Below are 13,937 nucleotides of genomic sequence, written 5' to 3' on the forward strand. Positions count from 1 at the left end.
GAAGTATTTACGGAATTTGGGAAGACGCATGGTTTTGACGAATGTAAAACAATTTGCCGGTGAGATGAATCTCTCGCCGGAACGCCTGCTGGAGCAGCTGAAGGCAGCCGGAGTGAGCAAGCGCTCGCCGGAAGACACGCTGTCGGCGCAAGACAAGTCCCAGCTCCTGGACTACCTGAAGCGTTCGCATGGCGCGCGCGAGGACTCCAATATCACTCTGACCCGCAAGTCCACTTCCGAAGTGAAGAAGGCCGACGGTGGCACCGTGACGGTGGAAACCCGCAAGAAGCGCGTGGTTGCCCGTCCGGAAGACGCGCCTAAGGCCGCCGCCCCGGTAGAGGCCAAGGCCGAACCGAAAGCCGAGCCCAAGGTGGAAGCCAAGTCGGAACCGAAGCCCGAGCCGAAGCCGGAACCTAAGGTTGAGGCCAAGCCGGAACCGAAGCCGGAGCCCAAGGTTGAGTCCAAGCCTGAGCCGAAGCCGGCTCCGGCAGTCCGCACCGTGGCCTCCATTCTGTCGCCGGAAGAAATCGCTTCGCGCGAAGCCGAGGAAAAGCGCCAGGTGGCATTCCGCGCCCGCCAGCAAGAGCTGATGCGCGAAAAGATCGAACGCGAAGAGCGCCGTCAGGCCGCCAAGCTGGCCGCATCGCAGCCGGCGCCGGTGGTCGAGGCGCCGCGCGCTCCGGAACCGCCGCGTGAGCAGCCGCGCGAACAGCGCGACGAGCGCGGTCCGCGTCCGGCAGGCGACAATCGCGGCCCGCGCCCGGCGGGCGACAACCGCGGCCCGCGTCCGGCAGGCGATAATCGCGGCCCGCGCCCGGCAGGCGCAGGCGACAATCGCGGTCCGCGTCCGGCAGGCGATAATCGCGGTCCGCGTCCGGCAGGCGCCGGCGACAATCGCGGCCCGCGCCCGGCAGGCGACAACCGTGGTCCGCGTCCGGCTGCGCCTGGCGTGCCCGGCGCTCCGGTGGTTCCGGCTACCGTTGCCGGCCGTCCGGACGCCAAGAAGGGCGGCGGCAAGAAGGGCGGCGACCGTTGGGACGACAACAAGAAGGGCGGCCGCGGTCTGAAGACTAAGGGCGGCGATGCCGGCAGCGACTGGAAGTCGCGCGGCGGCAAGGGCAAGCATAAGCAAGGCAACAACCAGCATGCTTTCCAGACCCCGACCGAACCCATCGTGCATGAAGTTCTGGTGCCGGAAACCATCACCGTGGCGGAACTGGCTCACCGCATGGCCGTCAAGGCCGTGGAAGTGATCAAGACGCTGATGAAGATGGGCATGATGGTTACCATCAACCAGGTGCTGGACCAGGAAACCGCGATGATCGTCGTGGAGGAAATGGGCCACAAGCCGAAGGCCGCGCAGGCGGACGATCCGGAAGCCTACCTGGAAGTGACCGGAGGCGAGACCATCGAAGTGGTGGAAAAATCGCGTTCCCCGGTGGTGACCGTGATGGGCCACGTCGACCACGGCAAGACCTCGTTGCTGGACTACATCCGCCGCGCCAAGGTTGCGGCGGGCGAAGCCGGCGGCATTACCCAGCACATCGGCGCCTACCACGTGGAAACCCCGCGCGGCATGATCACCTTCCTGGATACCCCGGGTCACGAAGCGTTTACCGCGATGCGCGCCCGCGGCGCCAAGGCCACCGACATCGTCGTGCTGGTGGTGGCTGCCGACGACGGCGTGATGCCGCAAACGATCGAGGCGATCCACCACGCCAAGGCCGCCAAGGTGCCTATCGTGGTTGCGGTCAACAAGATCGACAAGATCGGCGCCAACGTCGAACGCATCCGCCAGGAACTGGTATCGCACGAAGTGGTGCCGGAAGACTGGGGCGGCGACACCCAGTTCGTCGAAGTGTCCGCCAAGATGGGCACCAATATCGACGGGCTGCTGGAAGCCATCCTGTTGCAGGCTGAAGTGCTGGAGCTGAAGGCTCCGGTGGATACCATGGCCAAGGGCATCATCGTCGAGGCCCGACTCGACAAGGGCCGCGGTCCGGTGGCGACGCTGCTGGTTCAGTCCGGCACCCTGAAGAAGGGCGACGTGGTACTGGCCGGCACCGCCTTCGGCCGCGTCCGCGCCATGATGGACGAAAACGGCAAGCCAATCGACTCGGCGGGTCCGGCGATCCCGGTGGAAATCCTGGGCCTGTCCGACGTGCCGCAAGCCGGCGAAGACACCATGGTTCTGGCCGACGAGAAGAAGGCGCGTGAAATCGCCCTGTTCCGCGCCGGCAAGTTCCGTGACGTGCGTCTGGCCAAGCAGCAGGCTTCCAAGCTGGAGAACATGTTCGCCCAGATGACCGAAGGCGAAGTGCAGACCTTGTCGCTGATCATCAAGGCCGACGTGCAAGGTTCGTACGAAGCGCTGGCCGGCAGCCTGCAGAAGCTGTCCACCGACGAAGTGCGCGTCAGCATCCTGCACTCCGGCGTGGGTGGCATCTCGGAATCGGACATCAACCTGGCGATCGCGTCCAAGGCCATCGTGATCGGCTTCAATACCCGCTCCGACGCCGCCGCGCGCAAGCTGGCCGAGAACGAAGGCGTCGACATCCGCTACTACAGCATCATCTACGATGCGGTGGACGAGGTGAAGGCCGCGCTGTCCGGCATGCTGGCTCCGGAGAAGAAGGAACAGATCCTGGGTACCGTCGAGATCCGTCAGGTGATTTCGGTGTCCAAGGTTGGCAACATCGCAGGTTGCATGGTGACCGACGGCATGATCAAGCGCACGGCTTCGGTCCGTCTGATCCGCAATCACGTGGTGGTGCACACCGGCGAACTGGAATCGCTGAAGCGCTTCAAGGACGACGTGAAGGAAGTGAAGCAGGGCTACGAATGCGGCCTGATGCTGAAGAACTTCAACGACATCCAGGAAGGCGACCAGCTGGAAGCGTTCGAAATCGTGGAAGTCGCGCGTTCCCTGTAACAGGAACGTCAGGGGCGGGTGCCGGTCGGCCGAAAGGTCGGCTGGCGCTCGCCTTTTTTCATATTGCTGCTGCGGAAACCCGCAAAGCGCATGCCGCCGCGCGTGCGCTTTGCCGGGATTCGTGGCTGAAGCGGCCTTGCCGGCCGTGATAGAACAGAATTGGAAGTGACATGGCAAAAGCCAAAAAAGGTTTCTCCCGTGCCGACCGCGTGTCCGAGCAGATCCAGCGCGAGCTGGCCGAACTGACCCGCACCGGCTTGAAGGACCCGCGCGCGGGCTGGATCACCATCACCCAGGTGGAAGTGACCCGCGATTACTCGCACGCCAAGGTGTATTACACCGTGATGGTGGAATCCACCCGCGAAGCCACCCAAGAGGCGCTGGAAAGCTCCGCCGGCTATCTGCGCAACGAGCTGGGCCGCAGTATCAAGATGTTCAGCATGCCGCAGCTGCATTTCGTCTACGACGAATCGGTGGAGCGCGGCATGCATCTGACCAGCCTGATCAACCAGGTGGCGCGCGAAGACGCGGAGAAATTCGGTGCCGCGGCGCCTGATGAAGAGGCCGGCGAAGGCGGCAAGGAATGAGCAAGCCGCGCAGCACCAAGCGCCTGATCGACGGGGTGCTGCTGATAGACAAACCCTACGACATTTCCAGCAACAATGCGTTGCAGAAGGCGCGTTGGCTGCTGAACGCCGCCAAGGCCGGCCATACCGGCGTGCTGGATCCGCTGGCCACCGGCCTGCTGCCGGTATGCCTGGGCGAGGCCACCAAGTTTTCGTCTTATCTGCTGGATGCCGACAAGGGCTACCGCGCCACGGTGAAGTTCGGCGTGGTGACCACCACCGGCGATGTCGAGGGCGAGGTGGTGTCGGAGCGGCCGGCCGTGTTCGACCGCGATGCGCTGTTGGTGGCGATGGAAGGCTTCCGCGGCGAGATCAGCCAGGTGCCGCCGATGTATTCGGCGTTGAAGCATCAGGGCAAGCCGTTGTATGAGTACGCCCGCGCCGGGATAGAGATAGAACGCGAAGCGCGCCGGGTAACGATACACCAGCTGGAGTTGATCAGCCTGGACGGCGACACCGCGGTGATCGACGTGGTGTGCAGCAAGGGCACTTATATCCGCACGCTGGCCTGTGACATCGGCGAGACGCTCGGTTGCGGCGCTCATTTGATCGGCCTGCGCCGCACCGCCACCGGTGGTTTCAGCCTGGGCGAGGCGCATACGCTGGCCGGCCTGGAAGGGTTGGAGATGGCGGCGCGCGAGGCTTTGCTGATGCCTGCGGACGTGCTGGTCAGGCATCTGCCGCAGACCGAGTTGGCCGACGGCGAGATCGGCAAGTTCATGAATGGGCAACCCGTGCTTTTTGCCGAAAAGTGTGAGAAAATGCAGCGCTTCCGGGTTTATCATGCATCCACCCGGAGCTTCATGGGGCTGGGCGAGGCGCGCGACGATGGTCGCCTGCATCCGATCCGGCTCCTGGCCACCCAGGCGGCAACGTCCTGAGCGGCACACTACCGGAGTGTGGAATGGGTTGGTTTTCCTGCTCGCCGCACTTGTCGGGTTTTCAAACCCCCTAATGAAACTGGAGTAATCCAAATGGCAATGACCGCCGAACAAAAAGCAGAAATCGTTAAAAGCTTCCAACGTGCCGAAGGCGACACTGGTTCGTCCGAAGTGCAAGTTGCCCTGCTGACCGCACGCATCAACGACCTGACCCCCCACTTCAAGGCCAACACCAAGGACCACCACAGCCGTCGTGGTCTGCTGAAGATGGTTAGCCGTCGTCGCCGTCTGCTGGACTACCTGAAGAGCACCGACGCTGACGCTTACCGCGCGCTGATCGCTCGTCTGGGCCTGCGCAAGTAATCGGCAACGGTTCTGAAAAAGTCGCAGCTTGCTGCGACTTTTTCATACCGGCAGTAACGCGAGTTATATTGTCGTAACAACGGGGGGAGCCTCTAAAAATTCCGATCTAACCGGCAGGTCAGAATTTTTAGGGGTTCCCGTTGTTTTTTCCGGCTCGCGTGTTTTGATAATCGAACTCAAGATAGGGAAACCCTCGTGTTCAACAAAATTACTAAATCGTTCCAGTATGGCCGTCACACCGTCACTCTGGAAACCGGCGAAATCGCCCGCCAGGCATCCGGTTCCGTCATCGTATCCGTAGAAGACACCGTTGTGCTGGTGACCGTGGTTGGCGGCAAGAACGTCAAGCCGGGTCAGGACTTCTTCCCGCTGACCGTCGACTACCTGGAGCGCACCTACGCCGCCGGCAAGATCCCGGGCGGCTTCTTCAAGCGCGAAGGCAAGCAGTCGGAAAAAGAAGTGCTGACCAGCCGCCTGATCGACCGTCCGATCCGCCCGCTGTTCCCGGAAGGCTTCTACCATGACGTGCAGATCGTAGCCACCGTGATGTCGCTGAATCCGGAAGTGGATTCCGACATTCCCGCGATGATCGGCGCTTCCGCCGCGCTGGCCATCTCCGGCTTGCCGTTCGCCGGCCCGATCGGCGCTGCCCGCGTCGGTTACGTTAACGGCGAATACGTGCTGAACCCGACCAAGTCCGAACTGGCCACCTCGGCGATGGACCTGGTGGTTGCCGGCACCCAGCGCGCCGTGCTGATGGTGGAATCCGAAGCCAAGGAACTGTCCGAAGCCGTGATGCTGGGCGCCGTGGTGTTCGGCCACGACCAGATGCAGGCCGCGATCCGGGCCATCAACGAACTGGCCGACGAAGTGAATCCGGTGATGTTCGACTGGGCTGCTCCGGTCGCCAACGAAGAGCTGATCGCCCAGGTGCGCGGCATCGCCGGCGAGAAGCTCGCCGCCGCCTTCCGCCTGCGCCAGAAGCAAGCCCGCACCGTTGTCATCAACGAAGCCTGGGCCGATGTCAAGGCTGCGCTGATCAACGAAACCACCGACACTCTGCTGGCCAACGAGATCAAGGGCATCTTCAAGGGTCTGGAAGCTGAAATCGTCCGCGGCCAGATCCTGGCAGGCGAAGCGCGCATCGATGGCCGCGACACCCGCACCGTGCGCCCGATCAGCATCAGCAACAACGTGCTGCCGCGCACCCACGGTTCCGCGCTGTTTACCCGCGGCGAAACCCAGGCCATGGTGGTGACCACGCTGGGCACCAAGCAGGACGAGCAGATCATCGACGCGCTGGCCGGCGAATACACCGAACGCTTCATGCTGCACTACAACTTCCCGCCGTACTCCACCGGCGAAGCCGGCCGCATGGGCCCGCCGAAGCGCCGCGAAATCGGCCACGGCCGCCTGGCCAAGCGCGCGCTGGTAGCGGTGCTGCCGCCGGAAGACGAGTTTGGCTACTCGATGCGCGTGGTTTCGGAAATCACCGAATCCAACGGCTCCTCCTCGATGGCTTCGGTCTGCGGCGGCTGCCTGTCGCTGCTGTCCGCCGGCGTGCCGCTGAAGGCGCACGTCGCCGGCATCGCCATGGGCCTGATCCTGGAAGGCAACCGCTTCGCGGTGCTGACCGACATCCTGGGCGACGAAGACCACCTGGGCGACATGGACTTCAAGGTAGCCGGTTCCGCCTCGGGCATCACCGCGCTGCAGATGGACATCAAGATCCAGGGCATCACCAAGGACATCATGCAGGTTGCGCTGGACCAGGCCAAGGAAGGCCGTCTGCACATTCTGGGCCTGATGAAGGAAGCCGTTGACGGCCCGCAAGAGCTGTCCGCCCACGCTCCGCGCCTGTACGTGATGAAGATCAATCCGGAAAAGATCCGCGAAGTGATCGGCAAGGGCGGCGAAACCATCCGCTCCATCACCAAGGATACCGGCTGCGAGATCAATATCGAGGAAGACGGCACCATCACCATCGCTTCGATCAGCAACGAGGGCGCGGAAGCGGCCAAGAAGCGCATCGAAGAGATCACCGTTGAAGTGGAAGTGGGCAAGGTGTACGAAGGCACCGTGGTCAAGATCCTCGACAACAACGTCGGCGCCATCGTTTCCATCCTGCCGGGCAAGGATGGCCTGGTCCACATTTCGCAGATCGCCAACGAGCGCATCAAGAACGTGGCCGACTACCTGAAGGAAGGCCAAGTGGTCAAGGTCAAGGCCATCGAAATGGACGACCGCGGCCGCATCCGCCTGTCGATCAAGGCCCTGCTGGAAGAGGAAGCCAAAACCGCCCAGGCGACCGCCGACTCCTTCGGTCTGAAGACCCAGTAAACTTTTTCGCCCCTTCGCAGTCGGACGAAAGACGACAACCCCCGCCTTGGCGGGGGTTTTTGTATTTAACATGCTTATATTTCGATTAGCCCGGTAGGGCGGGCAGGCTATCAGGCTATCAGGCCTTGCCCGCGCACCTGCTAGCTCATTGGCAAAAGAACGCATGCTAAGCCAAGGCTGCTTAAGGGGCATTGCCGGTAAGCATTGCGCATGAACATGCGGGGTAGGCCATCTGATCTGGCCTGTTCAAATCGCCGCAATGGCCGGCTTGGCCAGGGGAGCGGTTGCAAAAAAAAACCTGGCTTCTATAGATAGGAAGACAAGTTTGCAAAGCTTGCGCCCCTAGATCACCGTTCAGCCATGGAGAAACCGGTAGATGAGAATCCTGCCCCTGTTGATCGCTATCGCCAGCGCCGCTCTGGCGCTGACTGCCTGCGCCAGTCCGGAAGAATTACGCGCGATGGATCAAAACGCCTGTGCCGGTTACGGCTTCCAGCCCGGCACGGATAGTTTCGCCAAATGCATGATGAAGCAGTCTGACAAACGCGAGCAAGACATGCGCGCGCGCATGGAAGAAGCGCAGAAACAGATGCATCAACCAGCAGCCCAGCCTGCCGCACCTGCCGCCACCACCGTTATCGTCATTCCCACTACCACGGATAGTAAGGCCAAACTGCCAGATTGCCGGATGCAGGATCCCGGTGTGACGCTGAACAGCGATGGGCGGTGGACGGGGCCGAACTGTACGCCTGCGTATTAGCTCCTAGCGCGGGCAGGCCTTCAGGCTTGCCCGTTTGATAGGATTCAATGTTCCAGCAATGGCCTCAGCCGCCTGCGTGCTTCGCACAGGATGCGCGCCGTGGTGTCCCAATCCACGCATGGGTCGGTCACCGAGCAGCCATAGCGTAGCTCGGACAGATCGGCCGGTATCGGCTGATTGCCAGGCTCGATGAAGCTCTCCAGCATGATGCCGCGTATGCCGCGGTTGCCGTGGACGATCTGTCCGACCACGTCGGCCAGCACCAGCGGCTGCTTGTCGTGCTTTTTCCACGAATTGCCATGGGCGCAGTCCACCATGATGGCGGGCGGGATGTCGTGCTTCTTCAGCGCTTGTTCGGCCAGCTCGATGCTGACCGAGTCGTAGTTGGGCCGGCCGCCGCCGCCGCGCAGCACCAGGTGGCAATGCGGATTGCCGCGGCTATTGACCACCGTGATCCGGCCGTCCCGGCCCATGCCGAGAAAGGCGTGCGGGCTGCTGGCGGAGACGATGGCGTTGAGCGCGGCGCCCAGCGAGCCGTCGGTGCTGTTTTTGAAGCCCACCACGCTGTCCAGGCTGGAGGCCAGTTCGCGGTGGATCTGCGATTCGGTGGTGCGCGCGCCGATGGCGGTCCAGCTGTAGAGATCGGACAGATACAGCGGCGACAGCGGGTCTAGCGCCTCGCCGGCCAGCGGCAGGCCCAGCTCGCTCGCCGCCAGCAGGAAGCGGCGGGCGATGTGCATGCCCTCGTCCACGCAGCAGCTGTCGTCCATATAGGGATCGTTGACCAGGCCTTTCCAGCCCACGCTGGTGCGCGGCTTTTCGAAGTAGGCGCGCATCACGATCAGCAGGGTGTCGTCCACTTCGGCCGCTAGTTCGGCCAGGCGGGCGGCGTAGTCCAGGCCGGCGCGTGGATCGTGGATGGAGCAGGGGCCGACGACAACCAGCCAGCGCGGGTCTTGGCCGGCGATTACCTGTTTCACCGCCGCGCGTCCGGCGTGGACGGCGGCGCTGGCGCCCTCGGTCTGCGGCAGGCGGCGCAGCAGTTCGGCCGGCGTGGCCATGGCGCCATAGTCGGCCTGGCAGGCCAGTGGAACGGGATGGGCAGGTTCGGGCGTGCGTTGGCTGTCTTCCAGCCTGGCAAGCGTAGTCATGATGTTCTCCACGGGAGGATCCGCGCAGCGGGTTCGGCCCGCGCGTGCGGCCGGGCCGGCATGGGCCGGTCCCGGAATGGGTGACAGGGCGGTTGCGCGCCTGGCGGCCGCCAGGGCCGCCGCTCCTGCGACGGCCGCATGCTCAGGCTGCCAGCGTGGCGCCGCCGTCCACCACCACGTCCTGCATGGTGACGTGTCCGGCCAGGTCGGAAGCCAGGAACAGCACCACGCCGGCAATATCGGCGACGGTGGCCAGCTTGCCCAGCGGAATGCCCAGGCGGTAGGCCTCCGGCTTGCCGGCGATGGTGCGCGCCGCGCCGTTCTCGTCTTGCCACATGCCGCGTAGCATCGGTGTGTCGGTGGAGCCGGGCGACACGACATTGCAGCGCACGCCATAGGGCGCCAGCTCCAGCGCGGCGTTGTGGCTGAGGCTGGCCATCGCCGCTTTGGAGGCGCCGTAGGCCGCCATCTCCATGCGCGGCACATGGGCGGCGTTGGAGGCCACGTTGACGATGGCGCCGCGCCGCTGCGCCTTGAAGTGCGGCAGCAGTTCGCGCAGCAGGTAGAACGGCCCGCTGACATTCACCGCCAGGCATTGCTGCCAGTCGTCCGGCGACAGCGCGTCCAGCGCGCCCAGCCGCAGCACGCCGGCGGCGTTCACCAGCACGTCCGGCAGCGACTGCTCACCGGCCAGCCGAGCGCACAACGCCGCCACCGCCGCGGCGTCGCGGATATCCAGCGGCAGCGAGCGCAACGCGCCCTGTTCGGCCTCGGCCGGGAATTGCCAGTCGAGGGCGATCACCCGCGCGCCGGCCTCGACAAAGCGGCGCGCCACTTCGTGGCCTATGCCCTGGGCCGCGCCGGTCACCCATACGCATTGGCCGTTGAAATCTAGACTTCGCATGGCTTACGCCTCCTCGGCTTCCGGGCGCTGAGCGGCGATCACCGCCCACCAGCCGTCCAGCGAGGGCGCGCGCGCCAGGTCTTCGAAATGGATGGTCAGTCCCAGCGCCTGCCATTGCGATACCAGCGCCATCACCCGTATCGAGTCCAGGCCGTAGTCCAGCAGGTTGTCGTCGCCGGCCAGGCTGTCATCGCCATCCTCCAGCACCGCCAGCACCTGGGCTTTCAGCCATGCGCGGTCCAGCGCCGGGGCGGCGGCAGGTGCCAGGTCGGCGGCGGAGATCACCGCGCCGCAGCGGGTGGCCACGTAACGCAGCGCTATCCAGTGCTCTTCCTCGCTGAAGTCCGCTACCGCGTCGCCCACCATGAAGGCCTGGATGTCGCGCATGAAGGCGTCGCAGGCGGTCATCATGCAGCCGATGTGCGCGTACACGCCGCAGATCACCAGCTGGTCGCGGCCCCAATCCTTCATCCGTTGCTGCAAGTCGCTGCGCTGGAAGGCGCTGTAGCGCCACTTCACCAGCACGATGTCGTCCGGGCGCGGCGCCAGCGCCGGGGTCACCTGCTGCAAGGCCGGATCGGCGCGGGTCAGGCCCGGCCCCCACATGTCGTTGAGCAGCGCGCGGTCTCGCGGGTCTTGCTCGGTCGGCTGCGCGGTGTACACCACCGGCACGCCGTGGCTGTCGGCCCAGCGCCGCAGGGCGTCAACCTTGGCGACCAGCGCGGCTACCAGCGGGCTGTCCTCGCCGTAGAAGGCGAGGAAGTAGCGCTGCATGTCGTGGATCAGCAATGCCGCGCGCGCCGGTTCGACTGTCCAGGCGGTCTTGTTGGCGGGGAAGTCCGCTGCCTGCGGCAGCGGGTAGGCGTTGAGAGTAGGGATGCTCATATGGAATTCAGGCTCCTGCCGCGGCCAGTTGCCGGCGCAGCGTTTGTTTGTCTATCTTGCCGACATGGGTCAGCGGCAAGCTGGTCACCAGTTCGAATTTGTCCGGCAGCTTGTAGTCGGCCACGCCCTGCTCGCGCAGGAAGCGGCGCAGGGTCATCGGCTTGAGCTCATCGGCGCGCGGCACGATGAAAGCGCAGCTTTTCTCCCCCAGTAGCGCATCGGGCATCGCCACCAGCGCGGCTTGCGCCACCTGCGGGTGTTGCAGCAACAGGTGTTCCACTTCTTCGGCGGCGATCTTCTCGCCGCCGCGGTTGATCTGGTCCTTCACCCGGCCCACCACGCGCAGATAGCCGCGCTCGTCGGCCACCACCACGTCGCCCGAGTAGTAGAAGCCTTCGTTGTCGAATACCCGCTGGTTGTGTTCCGGGGCCTGGTAGTAGCCGCGGAAGGTGTAGGGGCCGCGGGTCGCCAGCATGCCGGGCGCGCCCGGCGGCACCGGGTGGCCGGCCTCGTCCAGCACCTTCACCTCGTCGGCGTCGCTCATCGGCCGGCCCTGGCAGCCGAATACGATGTCGTCGCCGTCGTCGAGGCGGGTGTAGTTGACCAGCCCCTCGGCCATGCCGAACACCTGTTGCAGGCGGCAGCCCAGCACCGCCGGCACCTGGCGCGCGGTGGCTTCGGCGAAGCTGGCGCCGCCCACCTGCAGCAGTTTCAGGCTGGCGAGCTGCGGTTCCCTGCCGGGCGCGGCCTGCAGCCACAGCGCCACCGCCGGCGGAACCAGGGCGGCGATGTCCACCTGGTGTTTTTCGATCAGCGCGAAGCAGGACAGTGGCTCCGGACTGGACGCCAGCACCACCGCGCCGCCGGCATGGAACACGCCCAGCGCGCCGGGAGAGCTGATCGGGAAGTTGTGCGGCGCCGGCAGCGCGCACAGGAAGCGGGTGTGCGGGCCGAGTTCGCAGATGTCTGCGCTGCGGCGCACGCTGTAGTAGTAGTCGTTGTGGGTGCGCGGAATCAGCTTGGGCGTGCCGGTGCTGCCGCCAGATAATTGGAAGAGGGCGACTTCGTCGGCGCGACTGGGGCCGGCCTCGGCCGGCAGGCCGCCGCCGTCCTGCTCCAGGACGGCCTCCAGCGTGTCGTTGGCGAACAGGCGCACGTTCAGCGCCGGCGAGATCGCGGCCAGTTCGTCCGCCATCACGTCGTTGCCGAACAGCGGGTGGCGGCGGTCGGCGATCAACAGCTTGGGCTGGATCTGGCGGGCATAGGCCGATAGCTCCAGCTTCTGGTGGCTGAACAGCGCGTTGACCGGCGCCGCGCCTATCTTGAACAGGGCGAATAGCGCGATGTAGAACTCGGCGACATTGGGCAACTGCACCAGCGCGGTGTCGTGGCGGGCGACGCCGCGCGCCAGCAGCCAGGCGGCCAGGTTGTCGGACCGGCGGTCGAGTTCGGCATAGCTGATGCTGCGCTCGCCGCAGAAGACTGCCGTGGCGTCGGCTTGCAGCCGGCATTGGCGCGCCAGCATCTCGGTCATCGGCAGGTCGGTCCAGTAGCCGGCGGCGCGGTAGCGCGCCGCCAGTTCCGGTGGCCAGGGCGTGAAGGGAATGCTCATGCCACCGCCTCCGCGCCGGCCAGGCCGAAGGCGCTCAGCATGGTGGCCAGCTTGGCTTCGGTTTCCGCCCACTCGGCATCCGGTGTGGAGGCCGCGACGATGCCCGCGCCGGCGAACAGGCGCGCCCGCTGCCGGTCGACTGTGGCGCAGCGTATCGTCACCGCCCATTCGCCATCTCCCTGCTCGTTGCACCAGCCCACCATGCCGCTGAACACGCCGCGCTCGAATGGCTCGATCTGGCGTATCAGTTGGCGCGAAGCCTGGGTGGGAACGCCGCATATCGCAGGGGTGGGGTGCAGCCGGCAGGCCAGTTGCAGGACGGGCATGGCCGGATCGGCCAGCAGGCCGTCTATCGGGCTGCCCAGGTGCCACATGGCGCGGGTGCCCAGCAGCGACGGCGCGGCCGGGATCGACAGCTCGGCGCAATGCGGCGCCAGCACGCTGCGGATCTCGTCTATCACCAGGCTGTGCTCGTAATGGTCCTTGGCCGAATCCAGCAGCTGGGCGCTGGCGGCGGCGTCGGCTTCGGCATCGCTCTGCCGTTTGGCCGAGCCTGCCAGCGGGAAGGTGCGGACATTGGCGCCGCTCTTTCGCAACAGCAGTTCCGGGCTGACGCCTACCAGTTGGCCGCAGCCCTCCACCGGCAGCTGGAACTGGTAGCCGTTGGGGTTCTGCGCGCACACCGAATCGAATATGGCTTGCGCCGATACCGGCTGGGCGAAGTCAACTTCCAGCACCCGCGACAGCACCGCCTTGCGGATTTCGCCAAGCTGGAAATGGGCGATGGCCTTGCCGACCGCGGCCTTGAAGTCCCACTCGTCCGGGATGCTGCGCGCGCTCACCACCTGGGCGCTGGCGCCGGTCCGCTGCGCAGCCGCGCCCAGGCGCTCGCTGCGGTCGAAAAAGGCGAGCCGGCGCGGAATGAACAATTCGGAAGGCTTGTCCATGTCGAACGGAATCGCGCCCATCAGCACCGGATTATGGATTCCGTCGGCGCGCGCGCGCGCGAAAGCCTCGGCCACTTCGCGCGAGAATGCGCCGCTCGCGCTGATCCCATCCCTGGCCGGTGTGCGGACGCGGACGTGGACGCCGCTGGCCTTCAGGCTGAGGTGGGACGACATGAAATAAAATTCATCGTCCCCGGTACTGCCGGGCGTCGCCGACCGAGTATGCATGGCTTGCTCCATGAATGATAATGATAATAATTATCATTTAAATTATATTCTGGACACCGTTATGTCAACGGTAAAATGACCGCGCATATGCTTTTGTTGTATTGGGAAAGTGTTTTGTTGCGGTATGAATACATCGACTGGCATGCTTGGCTTGGATGTGACCGCATCGCATGCCATGGAAGGCTGGTTGTATCCGGCGGTGGCGATGGACCTGCACGCCCGCGCATCATGTGCGGGGCGGAGGGATTGCCGCGCGGCTTCATCGACGGGCAACCGCAGCCCGCGATGTCCGCGCGCAGAGGGAGGCT

11 protein-coding genes are annotated in these 13,937 nt (G+C 64.9%); 6 read left to right on the plus strand and 5 right to left on the minus strand.

Annotated elements, in window-relative coordinates:
• Window positions 1-28 precede the first annotated feature (28 nt).
• The 6 genes from infB to BI347_RS13085 all read left to right on the plus strand — a co-directional run bounded on the left by infB (window position 29) and on the right by BI347_RS13085 (window position 7,902).
• Complete coding sequence (gene infB, locus BI347_RS13060) at window positions 29-2,932, plus strand: translation initiation factor IF-2 (protein WP_071116038.1); 2,904 nt, start codon at window positions 29-31, stop codon at window positions 2,930-2,932.
• 170 nt (window positions 2,933-3,102) lie between these two features.
• Window positions 3,103-3,519 carry a 30S ribosome-binding factor RbfA gene (gene rbfA / locus BI347_RS13065; RefSeq protein ID WP_071114863.1) on the plus strand — a complete coding sequence of 139 codons (417 nt, stop codon included), beginning with the start codon at window positions 3,103-3,105 and terminating at the stop codon, window positions 3,517-3,519.
• Complete coding sequence (truB, locus tag BI347_RS13070; protein ID WP_071114864.1) at window positions 3,516-4,439, plus strand: tRNA pseudouridine(55) synthase TruB; 924 nt, start codon at window positions 3,516-3,518, stop codon at window positions 4,437-4,439. Before rbfA ends, truB begins: the two co-directional genes overlap by 4 nt.
• 93 nt (window positions 4,440-4,532) lie before the next feature.
• Window positions 4,533-4,802 carry a 30S ribosomal protein S15 gene (gene rpsO / locus BI347_RS13075; RefSeq protein WP_071116039.1) on the plus strand — a complete coding sequence of 90 codons (270 nt, stop codon included), beginning with the start codon at window positions 4,533-4,535 and terminating at the stop codon, window positions 4,800-4,802.
• Between the two features lie 195 nt (window positions 4,803-4,997).
• Window positions 4,998-7,142, plus strand: coding sequence for a polyribonucleotide nucleotidyltransferase (gene pnp, locus BI347_RS13080; RefSeq protein ID WP_071114866.1), 2,145 nt, complete (start codon window positions 4,998-5,000; stop codon window positions 7,140-7,142).
• Between the two features lie 376 nt (window positions 7,143-7,518).
• Window positions 7,519-7,902: a hypothetical protein gene (locus BI347_RS13085; protein ID WP_071114867.1), complete on the plus strand. Its 384-nt coding sequence runs from the start codon at window positions 7,519-7,521 to the stop codon at window positions 7,900-7,902.
• Between the two features lie 44 nt (window positions 7,903-7,946).
• On the opposite strand, the gene BI347_RS13090 is transcribed toward BI347_RS13085, so the two are convergent.
• From BI347_RS13090 to BI347_RS13110, 5 genes are all read right to left on the minus strand, one after another.
• Window positions 7,947-9,053, minus strand: a complete 1,107-nt coding sequence (locus BI347_RS13090) for a 3-deoxy-7-phosphoheptulonate synthase (RefSeq protein ID WP_083338862.1) — start codon at window positions 9,051-9,053, stop codon at window positions 7,947-7,949.
• Between the two features lie 142 nt (window positions 9,054-9,195).
• On the minus strand, window positions 9,196-9,957 hold the full coding sequence (gene dhbA / locus BI347_RS13095) for a 2,3-dihydro-2,3-dihydroxybenzoate dehydrogenase (RefSeq protein WP_071114868.1): 762 nt from the start codon (window positions 9,955-9,957) through the stop codon (window positions 9,196-9,198).
• Between the two features lie 3 nt (window positions 9,958-9,960).
• On the minus strand, window positions 9,961-10,842 hold the full coding sequence (locus BI347_RS13100; RefSeq protein ID WP_071116040.1) for an isochorismatase: 882 nt from the start codon (window positions 10,840-10,842) through the stop codon (window positions 9,961-9,963).
• Between the two features lie 7 nt (window positions 10,843-10,849).
• Window positions 10,850-12,454, minus strand: a complete 1,605-nt coding sequence (locus BI347_RS13105) for a (2,3-dihydroxybenzoyl)adenylate synthase (protein WP_071116041.1) — start codon at window positions 12,452-12,454, stop codon at window positions 10,850-10,852.
• On the minus strand, window positions 12,451-13,575 hold the full coding sequence (locus BI347_RS13110) for an isochorismate synthase (RefSeq protein WP_239690878.1): 1,125 nt from the start codon (window positions 13,573-13,575) through the stop codon (window positions 12,451-12,453). The genes BI347_RS13105 and BI347_RS13110 overlap by 4 nt, the downstream gene beginning before the upstream one ends.
• Window positions 13,576-13,937: the final 362 nt, after the last annotated feature.

This window comes from Chromobacterium sphagni (assembly GCF_001855575.1).
Classification (GTDB): Bacteria; Pseudomonadota; Gammaproteobacteria; order Burkholderiales; family Chromobacteriaceae; genus Chromobacterium; species Chromobacterium sphagni.

Excerpts from the sequence above, each read along its gene's own strand:
- dhbA (WP_071114868.1), bottom strand. The coding sequence starts at position 9,957 with ATGCGAAGTCTAGATTTCAACGGCCAATGCGTATGGGTGACCGGCGCG.
- rbfA (WP_071114863.1), top strand. The coding sequence starts at position 3,103 with ATGGCAAAAGCCAAAAAAGGTTTCTCCCGTGCCGACCGCGTGTCCGAG.
- BI347_RS13100 (WP_071116040.1), bottom strand. The coding sequence starts at position 10,842 with ATGAGCATCCCTACTCTCAACGCCTACCCGCTGCCGCAGGCAGCGGAC.
- BI347_RS13085 (WP_071114867.1), top strand. The coding sequence starts at position 7,519 with ATGAGAATCCTGCCCCTGTTGATCGCTATCGCCAGCGCCGCTCTGGCG.
- rpsO (WP_071116039.1), top strand. The coding sequence starts at position 4,533 with ATGGCAATGACCGCCGAACAAAAAGCAGAAATCGTTAAAAGCTTCCAA.
- infB (WP_071116038.1), top strand. The coding sequence starts at position 29 with ATGGTTTTGACGAATGTAAAACAATTTGCCGGTGAGATGAATCTCTCG.
- BI347_RS13090 (WP_083338862.1), bottom strand. The coding sequence starts at position 9,053 with ATGACTACGCTTGCCAGGCTGGAAGACAGCCAACGCACGCCCGAACCT.
- BI347_RS13110 (WP_239690878.1), bottom strand. The coding sequence starts at position 13,575 with ATGTCGTCCCACCTCAGCCTGAAGGCCAGCGGCGTCCACGTCCGCGTC.
- BI347_RS13105 (WP_071116041.1), bottom strand. The coding sequence starts at position 12,454 with ATGAGCATTCCCTTCACGCCCTGGCCACCGGAACTGGCGGCGCGCTAC.
- truB (WP_071114864.1), top strand. The coding sequence starts at position 3,516 with ATGAGCAAGCCGCGCAGCACCAAGCGCCTGATCGACGGGGTGCTGCTG.